The organism is Bradyrhizobium sp. WSM2793, from assembly GCF_000379585.1.
Taxonomy (GTDB): Bacteria; Pseudomonadota; Alphaproteobacteria; order Rhizobiales; family Xanthobacteraceae; genus Bradyrhizobium.
This window is the reverse complement of sequence record NZ_KB902791.1, coordinates 45,331-61,824: the sequence shown is the minus strand read 5'-3', so window position 1 is coordinate 61,824 and position 16,494 is coordinate 45,331. Positions and strand designations below refer to the sequence as shown.

The window sequence follows — 16,494 nt, the reverse complement described above, 5'->3', positions numbered from 1 at the left end:
GGGGCGATCCGGCCGCGAACTCCTGAATCTGCAAGAAATGCACTGAAATCAGCCAGATAAAGAAGGCTTTGAAACCATCCCGGCAAATGCCTCGCGCACCGCCGCAAGACGATCCCTGGGGGAAATGCCCGGCTATTGGCCCTTCTTGTTGTCCTGCAGCGCCTTCAGGGCCGCGAATGGATGGTCCTCGGGATCGGGGGCGGTGACCTCCGGCTCGAACACGACCCCCTCCTTGCGCGGATAGGGATCGATTGCCAGGAACAGGGCGTCGGTGGCGAGCCGGCCAAGGTCGATGATGCCACCCACGATCGCCTCGGGCGGGTCGGCGACCTCAGGCGCCGCCTCCTCGTCCTGCCCCTCCGCGATCAGGTCGGCCAGACGGCGCGCCTCGGCCTCGGGGGCGAACACCAGGTCCACCTCCTCCTCGATCTCGCTTTCGATCGGATCGAGCGTGACCACGCAGGTCTGGCCGATTCGGGCCCGGACGGTGCCGGTCACCTGGACCCGGCCGCCACTCCTGGGCACCACGTCGAAGTCGGCCTGGGCGGACAGGACCTCACGGAGGCCAGCGACCTCCGCCATCGCCTGCCGCTCGACGGCCGAGGCCTCGAGTTTGCGGTGCAGGCCGGTGTCGGGGATTTGCGCGACGATGACGGGGGCCCGCCAGGGATCGGGCTCGGATCCGGTATTGGGTCGGCTCATGGCGTGTCGCCCTCGAGAAACGCTGGAGGAAACCTGAAGGAGGCGCGCAGCAGCGCGGCCTCGTCGGCCCGGCCGAGATCAGCCTCGGTGGCCCGGGCATAGGCCGCGAGTCGCCTCGCCTGGTCCGGGCTGGTCCCATTCAAGATATTCTTGCAGATCGCCTCTGCCAGGGCCTCGCCGCCGGCCTCGATGGCCTGGTCATAGGCCTGGACGCGGCCGTAAAACGCCTCGCCGAACGCCCGCATCCGCTTCGGCACGGTCTGGTCGCCGACCCCCATCTCGCGCAGATTGTCGTCCATGTCCTCGCAGAAGCGGTCGAACAGCGCCTGCGACAGCTCCGAGGCTCCTGCGGTGGCGCCCTGGACCGTACGCAGGCGCCGCAGCAGCAGCCACAGATGCAGCAGCAACAGGTCGAAACGCCCGTTAACCGTATCGGGCACGCCCAAGTCGCGGTAAAATATGGGTTCTCGCGCCTGCGTCACGATCATGCCATAGATGGCTTCAATGGTGCCCGACGGGGTTAGCCGGGGTTTCCTGAAGTGATTGAACGGCCAAAGCATTGTGGTTTCCGCAAGCGGGCGCGAGCGAGTTGCATTCAGACGCCCAGCCCGGTACTTCAGCGCCTCGCGCGACGCAAGGGGACGGAATCAGTTCCGCTATGACGACAACGAACCAGATCAGCCTGCGCGCGGACAAGCGGCGCGGCCTTCACGCACGCTGGCGCGGCTTGCGCATGCTCGCCGCCGTCGCCCTGGTCGGCGCCGCGCTCACGGGCTGCACCGGCGAGCAATTCCAGAAGGGTTATATCCTGCCGCCCGGTGCGCTGGAGCAGATTCCGATCGGCGCGAGCCAGGACCAGGTGCTGATCGTGATGGGCACGCCCTCCACGGTGGCGACCCTCGACGGCGAAGTGTTCTACTACATCTCCCAGCGCTCGGAGCGCATGGTCGCCTTCATGAACCAGAAGGTGGTCGACCAGCGCGTCATCGCGATCTATTTCGACAAGAACCGGCGCGTGCGGCGCCTCGCGAATTACGGCCTGCAGGACGGCAAGATTTTCGACTTCATCAGCCGCACCACGCCGACGTCGGGCCAGGAGATGAGCTACCTCACGCCGCTGTTCAAGCTGCTCAGCTTTAACTGAGCCCCGGAGCGTTTTCGGGCGAAGCCGGCGACCGGCTCACTTCAGGAAAACGCTTCAAGACAAGCACCCAAAACGCCTTCCAATTCCGCCGGAAGGTATATGCCCCTCGCCTGCGGCGTCGTGCCGCCCTCCGCGCGGCACTGACCGCCGCGCGCGACTTGCCGTCGCATCTGCGGTTTCCTACGCTCCCTGCAAAGAAAGAAGCAGGGAGTGGATTCGTGCCTAAGACTTTGTCCCGACGTCGCGTGCTCACCGGTGTGGCCGGCCTTTCGGCCGCAGCGATCCTGCCGCGATCGAGCCTTGCCGACTGGAAGCCGACCGAAAACGTCCGCCTCGTGGTGCCGGCTGCGGCCGGCGGTTCGACCGACGTGTTGGGCCGGCTCCTGGCCGCGCATCTGCAAACCGCCTGGGGTCAGTCGGCCGTCGTGGAAAACCGCTCGGGCGGCGGCGGCACCATCGGCACCGCCGAGGTGGTTCGTGCCAAGCCCGATGGCCACACCATCCTGGTCGGCAATCCCGGTCCGAACGCGATCGCCTATAGCATCTTCAAGAATCTGACCTACAAGCCGGACCAGCTCCAGCCGGTCTCCAACATGATCCGGATCCCGAACATCGTGTCGGCGCATCCGAAGACCGGCATCAAGTCGATCGCCGAGCTGATCGCCTATCTCAAGGCCAATCCGGACAAGCTCAGCTACGCCTCCTCCGGCGTCGGCCAGAGCCCCCACCTCACCGGCGCCTGGTTCCTCCAGCTCACCGGCCTCAAGATGACGCACATCCCGTTCCGTGGCGCCGGACCCGCGCTCCAGGCGGCGCTGGCGGGCGACATCCAGATCCTGTTCGACAACCTCTATCCGAGCCTGCCGCAGGTGCAGAACGGCACGCTCAACGGCCTCTGCGTCACCACCACCGAGCGCAGCGACCTTGCGAAAGACCTGCCGACCATGCGCGAGAGCGCGCCGGAGCTGGCGAATTTCGACGTCTCGTCGTGGTTCTCGGTCTTCCTGCCGAAGGGCGTCTCGCCCGAGGTGCTGAGCGCGCTCAATCTCCAGGTCAAGGCGATGCTGGAGCGCGACGACATCAAGAAGCAGATCGCGGCCATGGGCGCCCGCGCCGACTACGGCACGCCCGAGCAGTTCGCCGCCTTCGTGGATGCCGAGACGAAGAAGTTCGCCGGCATCATCCAGAAGGAAGGGCTGCAGATGGACGTGCAGTGACGCACGGCCGCGATCTGTAGGGCGGATTAGCGAAAGCGTAATCCGCTTTCGATGCGGTTCGGGCGATGGCGGATTACGCTTCGCTAATCTAATCCGCCCTACGCACTGTCACTACAAACAAAAACCCCGCGGCTCGCGCCGCGGGGTTTTGTCTTGTCTCGTCTCCCGCCGCTCAGTGCGCCAGGATCGCCAGCAGCAGCAGGGCCACGATGTTGGTGATCTTGATCATCGGGTTCACCGCGGGACCCGCCGTGTCCTTGTAGGGATCGCCGACGGTATCGCCGGTCACCGCCGACTTGTGGGCGTCAGAGCCCTTGCCGCCGAAATGACCGTCCTCGATGTACTTCTTGGCGTTGTCCCAGGCACCGCCGCCCGAGGTCATGGAGATCGCGACGAACAAGCCCGTCACGATGACGCCGAGCAGCATGGCACCGACGGCGGAGAACGCCGCCGACTTGCCGGCCACGCCGCCGCCCGCGATCGCGTAGATCAGGAAGTAGACGACGATCGGTGACAGCACCGGAAGCAGCGAGGGGATGATCATCTCCTTGATCGCCGCCCGGGTCAGCAGGTCGACCGCCTTGCCGTAATCCGGCTTGTCGGTGCCCTGCATGATGCCCGGCTTCTCGCGGAACTGACGCCGAACCTCCTCGACGATCGCGCCGGCGGCACGGCCCACCGCGGTCATGCCCATCGCGCCGAACAGATACGGAAGCAGGCCGCCGAACAGCAGACCCACCACCACATACGGGTTGTTGAGCGAGAAGTCCGGATTGACGCCGGCGAAGTAGGGATGGCGCGCGGAGTCTGCAACGAAGAACTTGAGGTCCTGGTTGTAGGCCGCAAACAGCACGAGCGCACCGAGACCGGCCGAGCCGATCGCGTAGCCCTTGGTGACCGCCTTGGTGGTGTTGCCGACCGCGTCGAGCGCGTCGGTCGACTTGCGCACCTCCTTCGGCAGGCCCGCCATCTCGGCGATGCCGCCCGCGTTGTCGGTGACGGGGCCGAACGCGTCGAGCGCGACGACCATGCCGGCCAGCGCCAGCATGGTGGCAGTCGCGATCGCGATGCCGAATAGGCCGGCGAGGCTATAGGTGACCAGGATGCCGGCGATGATCACGATCGCGGGGAGCGCGGTCGCTTCCATCGAGACGGCAAGGCCCTGGATCACGTTGGTACCGTGGCCGGTCACCGAGGCCTGGGCGATCGACTTCACCGGCCGATAGTCGGTGCCGGTGTAGTATTCGGTGATCCAGATGATCAGCGCGGTGACGACGAGGCCGACCACGCCGCATTGGAACAGCGCCATGCCGGTATAGTCGACGCCATCGAGCTTGCCGAAGCCGATCAGGTAGTAGATCACCAGCGCGATGCCGATCAGCGACAGGACGCCGGTTGCGATCAGGCCCTTGTAGAGCGCACCCATGATCGACTGGCTCGGCCCGAGCTTGACGAAGAAGGTGCCGATGATCGAGGTGATGATGCAGATGCCGCCGATCGCGAGCGGCAGCGTCATCATGTTGGCGAGGATCGGCGTCTTGGCGAAGAAGATCGCGGCGAGCACCATGGTGGCGACCGCGGTCACCGCATAGGTCTCGAACAAATCGGCAGCCATGCCGGCGCAATCGCCGACATTGTCGCCGACGTTGTCGGCGATGGTGGCCGGGTTGCGCGGATCGTCCTCGGGAATGCCGGCCTCGACCTTGCCGACGAGGTCGCCGCCGACATCCGCACCCTTGGTGAAGATGCCGCCGCCGAGACGAGCGAAGATCGAGATCAGCGAGGCGCCGAAGCCGAGCGCCACCATGGCGTCGATGACGGTACGGCTGTCAGGCGCAAGCTTCAGCGAATGCACCAGGAAGCCGAAATAGAGCGTCACGCCGAGCAATGCCAGACCCGCGACCAGGAGGCCGGTGATCGCGCCGGCCTTGAAGGCCAGTTCGAGGCCGCCGGCGAGCGAGGTGGTCGCGGCTTGCGCGGTGCGCACGTTGGCGCGGACCGAGACATTCATGCCGATGAAGCCGGCCGCCCCCGACAGGACGGCGCCGATCAGAAAGCCGATGGCGACGTAGATTCCGAGGAAATAGACAAGCAAGAGGAAGATGACCACGCCGACGATGCCGATCGTCGTGTACTGGCGCCGCAGATACGCCTGTGCACCCTCAGCGACCGCTCCCGCGATCTCCTGCATGCGCGGCGACCCCGCATCCGCGCTTAACACCGAAGACGTCGCCCAAATCGCGTAGACGACGGAAAGCACTCCGCAGAGCACTATCAACCATAATGCTGTCATGTGATTTTTGCCTCAGATCCTTGATGTACCCCCGGCGCCTTTTGTTGTCCGTCGAGCGGTGCGGCGCCTTGATTTCGAACAAAGCCGCCCCTTGCCCAAAAGGGGCGGCCTTAGTCGGTAGCAAGCTTGCCAAAATCAAATTGAGGGTGCAACGCCGGATAAGGCCGAAAACGCCGATCTCGGCAGGTATTTAGGCCAAGTGCAGCGAACTAAGATGCCGGTTTGGAGCAATTCCTAGAAGTGGCTGTAGGACAGCCGCTTCAAAACCAATTCCTGGCCCTGCCCGTCCAGGAAGCGCGGCCCCTGCTTGCCCGCAACGATCGTGCCGATCGCGGTGACGGCAAGGCCGGCCGCCCGCCCCGCGACCATCAGCGCATCGCCCTGCGCCGGCGAGACGGTGCACAGCACCTCGTAGTCGTCGCCCCCCGCAAGCAGCGTCTCGACGCAAACCACGTTGCGGGCAACCAGGCTTGCTGCCGCGGCCGAAAGCGGCACGCTCGTCACGTCGACCGTGGCCGAGACCCCGGACGCCGCGCAGAGTTTGGTCAGATCGCCGGCGAGGCCGTCGGAGACGTCCATCGCTGCGGTCGCATGATCGCGCACGGCCCGTGCCAAGGGGTTGCGCGGCTGCGGCACGCGATAGCGTGAGATCAGGGCTTCCCTTGCAGCGGGATCGGTCGTGAGCGCAGCCGCAGCGGCACCGCCCGTGAGCACGTCGAGGCCGAGCGCAGCGTCGCCGATCGTGCCGGTCACCAGGATGCGATCGCCTGGCCTCGCGCCGGTCCGGCCGACCATCCGCCCCTGCGGCACGCGGCCAAAGGCCGTGATCGAGATCATCTGCGGGCCCGGCGTCGAGACCGTGTCGCCGCCGAGCAGCGGACAAGCGAATTCCTTTGCATCTTCGCCCAGCGCGTCCGCAAAGGGCCGGAGCCAGGCATCCTCCTTGCTCCGCAGCGCCAGTGTCAGCACGAATCCCGCCGGCGTCGCGCCCTTGGCGGCGAGATCGGACAGGTTCACCCGCAGCGCCTTGCGCGCGATGGTGTCAGGGGGATCGGTGGCAAGATAGTGCACGCCTTCGACGACGGCGTCAGTGGTGACGACGATGTCGTCGCCGGACGACGACAGCACCGCCGCGTCATCGACCAGACCGAACGCACCGGGATCGGTCGCCAGCGGCTTGAAATAGCGCGCGATGAGGGAGTCTTCGGGGGAGGGCTGTGTTCGGTCCTGTGTCACGATAGCAGACCCGTCATCCCTGCGCGATGGCGAAGCCATCGTCGATGGAGGTGCGAGCCCTTGCGAGCCTCGAAGGATGGACGGCCGAGGTGCACCTTCAGTGCCACGCCGTCGTCCTTCGAGGCCTCCGCTTCGCTACGGCACCTCAGGATGACGGCTACTGCAGGGGCCATCGACTGTTCCTACCCCCGCCCGAACTCGTCGCCGCGAAACTGGCGGCCGATCTGGTCGAGCACGGCGTTGACCATGCCGGTCTCCTCGCGGTCGACGAAGGCGTTGGCGACGTCGACATATTCGGAGACGACGACGCGGCCCGGCACGTCCTTGCGGTGCTCCAGCTCATAGGCCCCTGCCCGCAGCACCGCGCGCAGGATCGCCTCGATCCGCTTCAAGGGCCAGCCCTTCGACAGCGCCTCGTCGATCAGGGGATCGAGCTTCTTCTGGTCGCGCACGACGCCCGAGACGACGTCGCGGAAGAACGCCGCCTCGGCCGGCAGGTAGGTGTCGCCCTCGACCTCATTGCCGAGCCAATGGCTCTCGAACTCGGCAAAGATGTCGTTGATGCCGGCGCCGGCGATATCCATCTGGTACAGCGCCTGCACGGCCGCGAGCCGCGCCGCGCCGCGCCGGTTTGCCTTCTTCTCGTTAAGCCCTGCCGGCTTCTTGGTGGGATCAGCCATGGCTCAGGCCCGCGCCATGCGGCGTTTGATGCGCAGCATCGCAAGCGCCGCACGCGCGGCATCGCCGCCCTTGTTGAGCTCGCTGGCGCGCGCCCGCGCCCAGGCCTGCGCCTCATTATTGACGGTGAGGATGCCGTTGCCGAGCGGCAGCTTTCGCGCCACGGCAAGATCCATCAGCGCGCGCGAGGATTCCTGCGACACGATCTCGAAATGAATGGTGTCGCCGCGGATCACGCAGCCGAGCGCGATCACAGCGTCATAGGGCTTGCCGTTCGCCGCCGCCGCGTCGATGGCGATGGCCACCGCGGCTGGAATCTCCAGCGCGCCGGGAACCGTGACGACGTCGTGGGTCAGGCCCGCCGCCTTCAGCTCGGCGATCGCGCCGTCCAGAAGCGCGTCCTGGAGATCGTCATAGAACCGCGCCTCGACAATCAGCGCGCGCGCGCCGGAAATGTCAGTCTGGTCCTTCAGGGGTGCGCGCCGCGCGTCTGTCATCGTCTCAATCCGTTTACTGGGGTCGGCGCGTTATGTAGTCGCCGCAGGCACGTAAGCCAAGTTTTAAAGACACTGTCATTCCGGGGCGATGCGAAGCATCAAACCCGGAATCTCGAGATTCCGGGCCTGGTCCTGCGGACCATCCCGGAATGACGGCTCTGCCGTCACTTCATTTCCGTCAACCGCGCCGCATAGCGGGCCATCAAGTCGACCTCGATATTGACCTCGTCCCCCGCCTTCCAGCCACCGATCGTCGTGACCGAGAGCGTGTGCGGGATGATCAGCACCGAAAAAGTCACGTCCTTGACCGTATTGACCGTGAGCGAGACGCCGTCGAGCGTGATCGAGCCCTTGGTCGCGATGAACCGCGCCAGCTCCCGCGTGGTCGAGAGCTCGAACCGCGCCATGTCGGGCAGATCCTCGCGGCTGACGAGGGTCGCGATACCGTCGGCGTGGCCGGCGACGATATGCCCGCCGAGCTCGTCACCGATCTTGAGCGCGCGCTCGAGGTTGAGCCTGGTGCCGACCTTCCAGTGCTTGGCCGTCGTGAGTGCCAGCGTCTCCGCCGCAGCATCGACGTCATACCAGGTCCTTTGCTGGGAGTCCTTGCCGCCTGCGACGCCGGACGCAACCACAGTCAGGCACACGCCGTTGCTGGCGATCGAGGCGCCGTCGGCGATGGTGGTCTGATCGTAGCGGCAGGCGATGCGCAGCCGGTGCAGCTGGCCCTGTGCCACGGGCGTGAAGCTGATGATCTCGCCGATATCGGTGACAATGCCGGTGAACATTACGCGCGCTCGTAGATGGTGAGAGTATCCTTGTCGAATGTTCTGCTAGCATGAACCTTGTAGGCCTGCGACTGCGTGATTTTCGACAGGGGCAATGCATCGAGCGCATCGACGCCGCCACTGCCCACCGCTTCCGCGCCGCGGAACAGCCAGATCTCGTCGACGAGGTCGGCCGCGACGAACGAAGCCGCAACGCGGCTGCCGCCCTCGACCATCAGGCGGGTGATGCCCTTCCCGGCCAGCGCATGCAGCGCGGCCGGCAAATCGAGCCCGGAGGCACCTGCCGGCGGGATGCGGATCACTTGCGCGCCGGTCGCGCCGAGACGTGTTGCTGCTGCGGCTTCCGCAAGGTCGCAGCCCATCACCCAGAGCGGCGTCTCGCGCGCGGAGCCCACAAGCTTGCTCGCCCCGGGAATACGCAGGCTCTGGTCGAGCACCACGCGTACCGGCGAGCGCGCCGCCATGCCCGGCAGCCGGCAGGTGAGAAGCGGATCGTCCGCCAGCACCGTGCCGATGCCGACCAGGATGGCATCGCTCTGCGCGCGCAGGAGATGCACGCGATTGCGCGTCGCCTCCCCCGTGATCGCGACCGGCTTGCCGCCGGCGGCGCCAATCTTGCCGTCGGGCGAGACCGCGAGCTTCAGGATCACATGCGGGCGCTTGTCCCGGATGCGGCGGAAATGCCCGGCATGGTCGAAGGCGGCTTCCGCCGCGCACAGGCCCACGTCCACGTTGATGCCGGCCGCGCGCAGCCGCGCGTGCCCCTGCCCCGCGACCTCAGGATTGGGATCCTCGATCGCCGCCACCACCCGCTTGATGCCGGCCGCGATCACCGCGTCGGCGCAAGGCGGCGACTTGCCGAAATGCGAGCAAGGCTCGAGCGTGACGTAGAGCGTGGCGCCGCGTGCGGCTTCACCGGCGCGCCGCAGGGCTTCGGGCTCGCCATGCGGCCGTCCGCCCGGCTGGGTCCAGCCGCGGCCGACGATGACACCGTCCTTGACGATGACGGCGCCGACGGCCGGGTTGGGCCAGGTGCGTCCCTGCCCGCGCCGGCCCAGCGCCAGCGCCAGCTGCATGAAACGAAGGTCGGCGTCCTTGGCCTCGCGGGCTTTCTGCGCGAACTGATCCTCCAGGATGCGGAAGATCATTTGCGGATCGCGGCGAGCCGCGCTTCCTCCTCACCGGAGAGCTCGCCGAGCACGTCGGCGAAATCCTTGGCCTCGCGGAAATTACGGTAGACCGAGGCGAAGCGCACATAGGCGACGTCGTCGAGCGTGCGCAGATGCTCCATCACGGTCTCGCCGATCACCTCGGAGGAGATCTCGGCCTCGCCCCCGGTCTCGAGCTCGCGCACGATGGTGGAGACCATCTTCTCCACCCGCTCCGGCTCGACCTGCCGCTTGCGCAAAGAAATCTGCACCGAGCGCATCAGCTTGTCACGGTCGAACGGCACGCGGCGGCCGTTGCGCTTGATCACCGTGAGCTCGCGCAATTGCACGCGCTCGAAGGTGGTGAAGCGGAAATTGCAGGCGACGCACACGCGCCGCCTGCGGATCACGGAAGAGTCCTCGGTCGGACGCGAGTCCTTTACCTGCGTATCGAGACTGTTGCAGTTCGGACAGCGCATCCGCGTGACCCAGCCTTACTGATAGATCGGAAACCGATCGGTGAGCGCCTTGACGCGTTCCTTGATCGCGGCTTCCACCAGCGGCGCCTTGCCGTCGTCCGACTGCGCGATCGCGTTGAGGACCTCGGCGATCATGCCGCCGACCTGCTGGAATTCCGCGACGCCGAAGCCGCGGGTGGTCGCCGCCGGCGTGCCCAGACGAATACCGGAGGTCACAAACGGCGACTCGGGGTCGAACGGAATGCCGTTCTTGTTGCAGGTGATGGCGGCGCGAACCAGCGCCTTCTCCGAGGCGTTGCCCTTCAGGCCCTTCGGCCTGAGATCGACCAGCATCAGATGGTTGTCGGTGCCGCCGGAGACGATGTCGAAGCCATGGCTCTTCATCGCCTCGGCCAGCGCCTTGGCGTTCTCGACGACGTTCTTGGCGTAGACCTTGAAGTCCGGACGCAGCGCCTCGCCGAAGGCGACCGCCTTGGCCGCGATCACGTGCATCAGGGGGCCGCCCTGCAGCCCCGGGAAGATCGCCGAGTTGAACTTCTTGGTTAGCGTCTCGTCATTCCACAGCATCAGGCCGCCGCGCGGGCCGCGCAGCGATTTGTGCGTCGTCGTCGTGGTGATGTGGGCGTGCGGCACCGGCGAGGCATGCACGCCGCCAGCGACGAGGCCCGCGAAGTGCGCCATGTCGACCAGGAGGTACGCGCCGACGCTGTCCGCGATCTCGCGGAAGCGCTTGAAGTCCCAGGCGCGCGAATAGGCCGAGCCGCCGGCGACGATCAGCTTCGGCTTGACCTGTTCGGCCTGCTTGGCAACCGCATCCATGTCGATGATCTGGTCCTCGCGGCGCACGGTGTAGTGCGCGGCCTTGAACCACTTGCCGCTCATGTTGACGGGCGAGCCGTGGGTGAGATGGCCGCCCGCCGCGAGGTCAAGACCCATAAAGGTGTCGCCGGGCTGCAGCAGCGCCAGGAACACCGCCTGGTTCATCTGGCTGCCGGAGTTCGGCTGCACGTTGGCGAATTTGGCGCCGAACAGCTTCTTGGCGCGGTCGATCGCGAGGTTCTCGGCGACGTCGACCCACTCACAACCGCCGTAGTAGCGCGCGCCCGGATAGCCTTCCGCGTATTTGTTGGTCATCACCGAACCCTGCGCTTCCAGCACGGCCCGGCTGACGATGTTCTCGGAGGCGATCAGCTCGACCTCGTGGCGCTGCCGGCCGAGCTCGCCCTTGATGGCGGCGGCGATTTCCGGGTCGGCCTGCTCGAGCGGAGCGGTGAAAAACGAATCGGGCGCGGAGGCGGTTTTGGGTGCGGTCATCTTGCGAATATCTCCACCGCCGCAGCCTTTTGGCGGGCTACGGGCGGTCTGGTGTGGCGATCGGAAGCGGCGAGCGCGATCTACCACATCGCCCGCAACAGGCCAAGCATTTGCGGGTCGGGGATCTGAATTGTGCCAGATATGGTGGGAATCGGGGGAATTCGGAGGCGCTGGACCCTAGCCTTGATCCCTGACCGTTGCGAAGGCCGACCCGCAACCCATCTAAAATTGCGCCTATAATCAAGCGCACGCAGAAGGAGACAGACTTTCGGCGGGCCGGCGGGCTATAGGATTACCAGCGCGGCTTGGGCCGCTAAGGGAACGTGGAGGCATAATGTCAGTCAAGATCGAGCACTGCGTGAAGGTGCACGTCCCTTTGTCGAACCCCGGTCGTGGAACAGCCGAGGAACACGCTTCCATTCACAGCGTCTCCGACAGGCTGCAAGACGCAATCGTTTTGCAGGAAGTCGGCGAATTTGATGGCGACGAGTTCGGTGGCGGCGAATGCCAGCTGTTTATGTACGGCCCAGATGCAAATGCACTTTTCGAGGCAATCCTCCCGATCTTGAGCAGTTGGCCAGCTCTCAAGGGAGGATACGCCGTGAAAAGGTTTGGTCCTCCCGGATCACGGACCGAAAAGGTCAAGTTCGACTAGAGCTGCGGCCGATCTGGGTGCCGTAGCCCGGCCTCCCCTCCTACAACCCGGTATACCCCGCCTTCACCGGGTCCACGCTGCCGTCGAGCTGGCGCAGATACGTCAGGCCGCAGACCGTCAATCGGTGGGTGTCCTTCTCGCCCGCTTCCATCAGGATGTTGAGATAGTTCGTGACCTTCTCCCTCGCCTCCTCGCTGGCCGCGGCGGTGCGGTTGGCGAGCAGGTCATAGGTCTGCATGATGCGGTCGATGGCGGCTTCCATGGCACCCTCTGGTTCGTGCGATATTCTGGCTTCGTCGGTATTTTGGGACTGTTGATCAGGCAACGGCGCGGGCCTCGGCCTGCGCCTGGAACCGGGCGATCGCCGTGTTGGCGAGCCGGATCTTGTTGAACTCCCCGTTCTGGAGCAGCTTGATGATGATCCCGAGCAGGCGTTCGTCGGTGACGAGCGTATCGGGGATCGCGCCGGAACGGCGAAGGTAGTTTGCGGCGATGGCGTAGGCCTCGCTCACGAGTTCCACGTTCATCGCCTGCAGCCCGCGCTCGACCAGCATCGACCTTTCTCCGATCCGAAGGAGATAAGCGCCAGGCCCGGAACTGGTTCCTCGGGTCGCAAAATTTTCTTCGCAGGTGCAAAATGCAAAACGCACCGGTCCGGGGCAACTCCGGGCCGGCGCGCTGGGGAAGTTGAGGCACGTTCGGGCGGCTTGCCGGTCTTGTTGCGGGCCGGCTTGGCCTTATCCCTTGGAAACTCAGAGCCGATACAGGATCTGGTCGGTCCAGAACCGCTCGAGGCGGTGCAGTGACTTGTTGAGGGTCGAGAATTCCTCGCCCGAGATGCCGCCGACCTGCTCCACCGTCTTGACGTGCTTCTGGTAGAGCGCATCGACGATGCGGCGGACTTCCTGGCCCTGCGGGGTCAGGCGAATGCGCACCGAGCGGCGATCAACGCGCGAGCGCTGATGGTCGAGGAAGCCGAGCTCGACGAGCTTCTTCAGATTGTAGGAGACGTTGGAGCCGAGATAGTAACCGCGCGTGCGCAGCTCGCCCGCGGTCAGCTCCTTGTCGCCGATGTTGTAGAGCAGGAGAGCCTGCACCGAGTTGATGTCCGCGCGGCCGCGGCGATCGAATTCGTCCTTGATCACGTCGAGGAGCCGGCGATGCAGCCGCTCCACCAGAGTCAAAGCTTCCAGATAGAGCGACTGCACCGAACCCTGCTGGCCGGAGACGCGCTCTGCGGTATCTGCCGCAGTTGCGACGGCTTTCATCATGACACTTCCCCTGTTGTCGTTTTTATCGACACTTATTCGACGAAACTTGTGTCCCGTCTGATAGGTGCAACTTAAGGGGCTCGTTTGAAGATCGGCTTAAATAAGAGAATAAAGAGATCATGAATTTAAGACAGTGAATTGCGGATTAAGCCTGTGCCACAAGCACTTTTCGAAAGCCTCTGTTGACCTTCGCAAGGTCCTGTTCACCCTCCGTCCGCTGCAACTGTCGCATTCCAGAACAGCCCCGCTCCGTTTCGAAACGGGCGCGTAACGGCTGTGGCGGAACCGGCTGGTCAACGAAAACTTACCGCAAATTTTAGGCAACCAACGGTCAACCAATCCGGCACAACTCCGCGCCTTCGCTCTCGTGTCCCGGACAAGCGCAGCGAAGCGGAGCGCAGAGTCGGGACCCAGAAAGCCACAAACGAGATCGCGGAGAGATGGGCCCCGGCTCTGCAACGCATCACGCCGCAAGCGCGGCGCGCTGCGTTGCGTCCGGGGCACGAGAGCGCGCGTTGTCCGCGCGCTACGGCGGCCGTTCGCGCGCGGCCATCCAGGCGAGCGCGAGATAGGCGGCGAGCATGAAGGCTTCGACGCCGACGACGATCAGGCTGCCGCCGTAGATGCCCGGGAACATCAGCTCGATCACCGCCATCGACACCACGGTGGTGAGCCACACCACCGCGCCCCACGGCGTTGCCAGCCACAGGCCGACAGCGGCGACGAGTTCGATCACCGCGAAATAGACGGTCGCGGCCTGCCAGGCCATCGACTGGTTTTCGAACGCCTCGTCCTCGCCGCCGACGAAGCCCGTCACCTGCGCCCAGTGATAGAGGCCCTTCAGGATCGAGAGCAGCGCCATCACCCGCAGGAACAGCACGAGGCGGCGCGTCCAGACATTGTCGTCGGACTCCGAGCGCTCCGACGAGATCGCAGCCACCGACATCGCGCTGTCTCTGGCGCTGTCTCTGACGGCGTCCCTGGGGCTGCCGTCACGGGCCGCATCGCGGGTGGAAATCTCGGACATGGCCCCCTTCTGGCTGCTTCGGACTGCAAAATCAATCGGCGCCCAAGCTCGACTGCCAAGGTCAGCTCAATTCTGCCTTGCGGCAGGTCAAGCCGCGGTGGCGGGAACCATGCGAGCTGGTATAAGAATAATTCCAGCCGGAGGAAGAGTGATGGCGATCAAATACGGACGTCCGATCGAATTGCGCGAGGTTTCGCGCCGCGAGGGAGCGGCGGTGCCCCATGCCCTCGATCTGACCGTCCGCCCGCGCCGCAACCGCAAGGCCGAATGGGCCCGGCGCATGGTGCGCGAGAACGTCCTCACCACCGACGATCTGATCTGGCCGCTGTTCTTGATCGACGGCACCAGCAAGCGCGAGCAGGTCGCCTCGATGCCCGGCGTCGAGCGCCTCAGCGTCGACCAGGCCGTGCGCGAGGCCGAGCGCGCCATGAAGCTCACCATCCCCTGCCTTGCGCTGTTTCCCTACACCGAGCCCTCCTTGCGCGACGAGGAAGGCTCTGAAGCCACCAATCCGAACAATCTGGTCTGCCAGGCAGTGCGCGCGATCAAGAAGGAGTTTCCGGAGATCGGCGTCCTCTGCGACGTCGCGCTCGACCCCTTCACCAGCCACGGCCATGACGGCCTGATCTCGGACGGCAGGATCTTGAACGACGAGACGGTCGCCGTGCTGGTGCGCCAGGCGCTGGTGCAGGCCGAAGCCGGCTGCGACATCATCGCGCCCTCCGACATGATGGACGGCCGCGTCGCCGCGATCCGCGAAGGCCTGGACCGCACCGGCCTGCTCGACGTGCAGATCATGGCTTACGCCGCGAAATACGCCTCAGCCTTCTACGGCCCGTTCCGCGACGCCATCGGTTCGGCCAAGACGCTGACCGGCGACAAGCGCACCTATCAGATGGACAGCGCCAACACCGACGAGGCGCTGCGCGAGGTCGAGCTCGACATCACCGAAGGCGCCGACATGGTGATGGTGAAGCCCGGCATGCCCTATCTCGATGTCGTCCGCCGCGTGAAGGACACGTTTGCGATGCCGACCTTCGCCTACCAGGTCTCCGGCGAATACGCGATGATCGCGGCCGCCGCGAACAACGGCTGGCTCGACGGCGAGCGCGCCATGATGGAGAGCCTGCTCGCCTTCAAGCGCGCCGGCGCCGATGGCGTGCTGAGCTATTTTGCGCCGAAGGCGGCGGAGAAGCTGCGCGCGCAGGGATAAGGTGCCGTAGGGTCGGCAAAGCGAAGCGTGCCCACCAATCCATCCATCGCGCAAGATAGCGGGCAATGGTGGGCACGGCGCTACGCGCCTTTGCCCACCTTCCGGCACCGGTGTCCTGCGCGCGAGCGCCGCGCCCCATCCGCCCCCGAATCGCCGGAATATTTCGGCTTGTTAACGTCCCTGCGCCCTTGGCAGGGGAAGAGCCTGTTCCCATGTCCTGCCTTGAGGGTTTTCCTTCTGTTTCCCTCTGGGAGGACGGATCATGTCGTACGACTCGGGCAATTCGGGCGCCTGGCGCAATGACGGCGGCGCGCAGCCGCACGCCTACGACCCCTATCTGCACCCGGAGCTGTTCCGCGGCGTTGCGACGCGGCGCGTGTTCGCCTTCCTGATCGACATGGTAGTGATCTCGGTGCCGGTGATCCTCGGCTACATCTTCATCGCATTGTTTGGCGTGGTCACGCTCGGCATCGGCTGGGCGCTGTTCTGGCTGGCCTGGCCGGCCTCCGTGATCTGGGCCATCGTCTATTACGGCGCCTGCATTGGCGGCCCCTCCTCCGCGACGATCGGCATGCGGGTGATGGATCTGGAGCTACGCACCTGGTACGGCGCACCCGGTTACTTCGTGCTCGGCGCCACCCATGCCGTGCTGTTCTATGTGACGGTCTGCTTCCTGACGCCTTTCGTCGTGCTGCTCGGCCTGTTCAACGGCCGCCGGCGCTTACTGCACGATTTCGTGCTGGGAACGGTCGTGATCAACAATTCCGTCCGCGCGCCGGTGCCGCAGGCGGCAAGGACCTGGTGATCAACCGCCTACTAACCGGGATCCACT

The 16,494-nt window shown here is 65.4% G+C and carries 19 protein-coding genes; 5 read left to right on the top strand and 14 right to left on the bottom strand.

The window, feature by feature from the left end; genetic code table 11:
* Positions 1-132: 132 nt before the first annotated feature.
* Together A3AS_RS0123730 and A3AS_RS0123725 are read right to left on the bottom strand one after the other, a co-directional pair.
* On the bottom strand, positions 133-702 hold the full coding sequence (locus A3AS_RS0123730; RefSeq protein WP_018320054.1) for a DUF177 domain-containing protein: 570 nt from the start codon (positions 700-702) through the stop codon (positions 133-135).
* Complete coding sequence (locus tag A3AS_RS0123725; protein WP_018320053.1) at positions 699-1,262, bottom strand: ubiquinol-cytochrome C chaperone family protein; 564 nt, start codon at positions 1,260-1,262, stop codon at positions 699-701. The genes A3AS_RS0123730 and A3AS_RS0123725 overlap by 4 nt, the downstream gene beginning before the upstream one ends.
* A 98-nt stretch (positions 1,263-1,360) precedes the next feature.
* Here A3AS_RS0123725 and A3AS_RS0123720 point away from each other — a divergent pair, with 98 nt between their 5' ends.
* Both A3AS_RS0123720 and A3AS_RS0123715 read left to right on the top strand, forming a co-directional pair.
* Positions 1,361-1,846 carry an outer membrane protein assembly factor BamE gene (locus A3AS_RS0123720; RefSeq protein ID WP_018320052.1) on the top strand — a complete coding sequence of 162 codons (486 nt, stop codon included), beginning with the start codon at positions 1,361-1,363 and terminating at the stop codon, positions 1,844-1,846.
* Positions 1,847-2,064: 218 nt separating this feature from the next.
* Positions 2,065-3,063 (top strand): tripartite tricarboxylate transporter substrate binding protein, encoded by a 999-nt coding sequence (locus tag A3AS_RS0123715; RefSeq protein WP_018320051.1) that lies wholly within the window; start codon positions 2,065-2,067, stop codon positions 3,061-3,063.
* 172 nt (positions 3,064-3,235) lie between these two features.
* On the opposite strand, the gene A3AS_RS0123710 is transcribed toward A3AS_RS0123715, so the two are convergent.
* From A3AS_RS0123710 to glyA, 8 genes are all read right to left on the bottom strand, one after another.
* Positions 3,236-5,356, bottom strand: coding sequence for a sodium-translocating pyrophosphatase (locus A3AS_RS0123710; protein WP_018320050.1), 2,121 nt, complete (start codon positions 5,354-5,356; stop codon positions 3,236-3,238).
* 234 nt (positions 5,357-5,590) lie between these two features.
* Entirely contained in the window at positions 5,591-6,631 is a 1,041-nt protein-coding gene (gene thiL / locus A3AS_RS0123705; RefSeq protein WP_049814967.1) for a thiamine-phosphate kinase, read from the bottom strand.
* Positions 6,632-6,774: 143 nt separating this feature from the next.
* Positions 6,775-7,272: a transcription antitermination factor NusB gene (gene nusB / locus A3AS_RS0123700; RefSeq protein ID WP_018320048.1), complete on the bottom strand. Its 498-nt coding sequence runs from the start codon at positions 7,270-7,272 to the stop codon at positions 6,775-6,777.
* Positions 7,273-7,275: 3 nt separating this feature from the next.
* Positions 7,276-7,767: a 6,7-dimethyl-8-ribityllumazine synthase gene (ribH, locus tag A3AS_RS0123695; protein ID WP_018320047.1), complete on the bottom strand. Its 492-nt coding sequence runs from the start codon at positions 7,765-7,767 to the stop codon at positions 7,276-7,278.
* Positions 7,768-7,931: 164 nt separating this feature from the next.
* Positions 7,932-8,555: a riboflavin synthase gene (locus A3AS_RS0123690; RefSeq protein ID WP_018320046.1), complete on the bottom strand. Its 624-nt coding sequence runs from the start codon at positions 8,553-8,555 to the stop codon at positions 7,932-7,934.
* Positions 8,555-9,703 carry a bifunctional diaminohydroxyphosphoribosylaminopyrimidine deaminase/5-amino-6-(5-phosphoribosylamino)uracil reductase RibD gene (gene ribD / locus A3AS_RS0123685; protein WP_018320045.1) on the bottom strand — a complete coding sequence of 383 codons (1,149 nt, stop codon included), beginning with the start codon at positions 9,701-9,703 and terminating at the stop codon, positions 8,555-8,557. The genes A3AS_RS0123690 and ribD overlap by 1 nt, the downstream gene beginning before the upstream one ends.
* The gene (gene nrdR / locus A3AS_RS0123680) at positions 9,700-10,182 is read right to left on the bottom strand and encodes a transcriptional regulator NrdR (RefSeq protein ID WP_011087793.1); all 483 of its coding nucleotides are present in this window, start codon (positions 10,180-10,182) and stop codon (positions 9,700-9,702) included. Before nrdR ends, ribD begins: the two co-directional genes overlap by 4 nt.
* A gap of 15 nt (positions 10,183-10,197) precedes the next feature.
* Positions 10,198-11,496 carry a serine hydroxymethyltransferase gene (gene glyA, locus A3AS_RS0123675; RefSeq protein ID WP_018320044.1) on the bottom strand — a complete coding sequence of 433 codons (1,299 nt, stop codon included), beginning with the start codon at positions 11,494-11,496 and terminating at the stop codon, positions 10,198-10,200.
* A 334-nt stretch (positions 11,497-11,830) separates the two neighbouring features.
* Here glyA and A3AS_RS0123670 point away from each other — a divergent pair, with 334 nt between their 5' ends.
* The gene (locus tag A3AS_RS0123670) at positions 11,831-12,151 is read left to right on the top strand and encodes a hypothetical protein (protein ID WP_018320043.1); all 321 of its coding nucleotides are present in this window, start codon (positions 11,831-11,833) and stop codon (positions 12,149-12,151) included.
* A gap of 40 nt (positions 12,152-12,191) precedes the next feature.
* Here the strand turns inward: A3AS_RS0123670 and A3AS_RS0123665 are convergent, their stop codons facing one another.
* The 4 genes from A3AS_RS0123665 to A3AS_RS0123650 all read right to left on the bottom strand — a co-directional run bounded on the left by A3AS_RS0123665 (position 12,192) and on the right by A3AS_RS0123650 (position 14,449).
* The gene (locus A3AS_RS0123665) at positions 12,192-12,413 is read right to left on the bottom strand and encodes a hypothetical protein (RefSeq protein ID WP_018320042.1); all 222 of its coding nucleotides are present in this window, start codon (positions 12,411-12,413) and stop codon (positions 12,192-12,194) included.
* A 55-nt stretch (positions 12,414-12,468) separates the two neighbouring features.
* Positions 12,469-12,705 carry a hypothetical protein gene (locus A3AS_RS0123660; protein WP_018320041.1) on the bottom strand — a complete coding sequence of 79 codons (237 nt, stop codon included), beginning with the start codon at positions 12,703-12,705 and terminating at the stop codon, positions 12,469-12,471.
* A 198-nt stretch (positions 12,706-12,903) separates the two neighbouring features.
* Positions 12,904-13,422, bottom strand: a complete 519-nt coding sequence (ldtR, locus tag A3AS_RS0123655; protein ID WP_018320040.1) for a transcriptional regulator LdtR — start codon at positions 13,420-13,422, stop codon at positions 12,904-12,906.
* Positions 13,423-13,948: 526 nt separating this feature from the next.
* On the bottom strand, positions 13,949-14,449 hold the full coding sequence (locus A3AS_RS0123650; protein WP_018320039.1) for a DUF6163 family protein: 501 nt from the start codon (positions 14,447-14,449) through the stop codon (positions 13,949-13,951).
* Between the two features lie 151 nt (positions 14,450-14,600).
* On the opposite strand from A3AS_RS0123650, the gene hemB reads away from it, so the two are divergent.
* Positions 14,601-15,662 (top strand): porphobilinogen synthase, encoded by a 1,062-nt coding sequence (hemB, locus tag A3AS_RS0123645; protein WP_018320038.1) that lies wholly within the window; start codon positions 14,601-14,603, stop codon positions 15,660-15,662.
* 262 nt (positions 15,663-15,924) lie between these two features.
* Positions 15,925-16,467 (top strand): RDD family protein, encoded by a 543-nt coding sequence (locus A3AS_RS0123640; protein ID WP_018320037.1) that lies wholly within the window; start codon positions 15,925-15,927, stop codon positions 16,465-16,467.
* Positions 16,468-16,494 lie beyond the last annotated feature (27 nt).

Bases quoted from the DNA above. Each gene is read 5' to 3' on its own strand.
- A3AS_RS0123730 (WP_018320054.1), bottom strand. From the start codon at position 702: ATGAGCCGACCCAATACCGGATCCGAGCCCGATCCCTGGCGGGCCCCC.
- A3AS_RS0123725 (WP_018320053.1), bottom strand. From the start codon at position 1,262: ATGCTTTGGCCGTTCAATCACTTCAGGAAACCCCGGCTAACCCCGTCG.
- A3AS_RS0123720 (WP_018320052.1), top strand. From the start codon at position 1,361: ATGACGACAACGAACCAGATCAGCCTGCGCGCGGACAAGCGGCGCGGC.
- A3AS_RS0123710 (WP_018320050.1), bottom strand. From the start codon at position 5,356: ATGACAGCATTATGGTTGATAGTGCTCTGCGGAGTGCTTTCCGTCGTC.
- thiL (WP_049814967.1), bottom strand. From the start codon at position 6,631: ATGGCTTCGCCATCGCGCAGGGATGACGGGTCTGCTATCGTGACACAG.
- nusB (WP_018320048.1), bottom strand. From the start codon at position 7,272: ATGGCTGATCCCACCAAGAAGCCGGCAGGGCTTAACGAGAAGAAGGCA.
- ribH (WP_018320047.1), bottom strand. From the start codon at position 7,767: ATGACAGACGCGCGGCGCGCACCCCTGAAGGACCAGACTGACATTTCC.
- A3AS_RS0123690 (WP_018320046.1), bottom strand. From the start codon at position 8,555: ATGTTCACCGGCATTGTCACCGATATCGGCGAGATCATCAGCTTCACG.
- ribD (WP_018320045.1), bottom strand. From the start codon at position 9,703: ATGATCTTCCGCATCCTGGAGGATCAGTTCGCGCAGAAAGCCCGCGAG.
- nrdR (WP_011087793.1), bottom strand. From the start codon at position 10,182: ATGCGCTGTCCGAACTGCAACAGTCTCGATACGCAGGTAAAGGACTCG.
- glyA (WP_018320044.1), bottom strand. From the start codon at position 11,496: ATGACCGCACCCAAAACCGCCTCCGCGCCCGATTCGTTTTTCACCGCT.
- A3AS_RS0123670 (WP_018320043.1), top strand. From the start codon at position 11,831: ATGTCAGTCAAGATCGAGCACTGCGTGAAGGTGCACGTCCCTTTGTCG.
- A3AS_RS0123665 (WP_018320042.1), bottom strand. From the start codon at position 12,413: ATGGAAGCCGCCATCGACCGCATCATGCAGACCTATGACCTGCTCGCC.
- A3AS_RS0123660 (WP_018320041.1), bottom strand. From the start codon at position 12,705: ATGCTGGTCGAGCGCGGGCTGCAGGCGATGAACGTGGAACTCGTGAGC.
- ldtR (WP_018320040.1), bottom strand. From the start codon at position 13,422: ATGATGAAAGCCGTCGCAACTGCGGCAGATACCGCAGAGCGCGTCTCC.
- A3AS_RS0123650 (WP_018320039.1), bottom strand. From the start codon at position 14,449: ATGTCCGAGATTTCCACCCGCGATGCGGCCCGTGACGGCAGCCCCAGG.
- hemB (WP_018320038.1), top strand. From the start codon at position 14,601: ATGGCGATCAAATACGGACGTCCGATCGAATTGCGCGAGGTTTCGCGC.
- A3AS_RS0123640 (WP_018320037.1), top strand. From the start codon at position 15,925: ATGTCGTACGACTCGGGCAATTCGGGCGCCTGGCGCAATGACGGCGGC.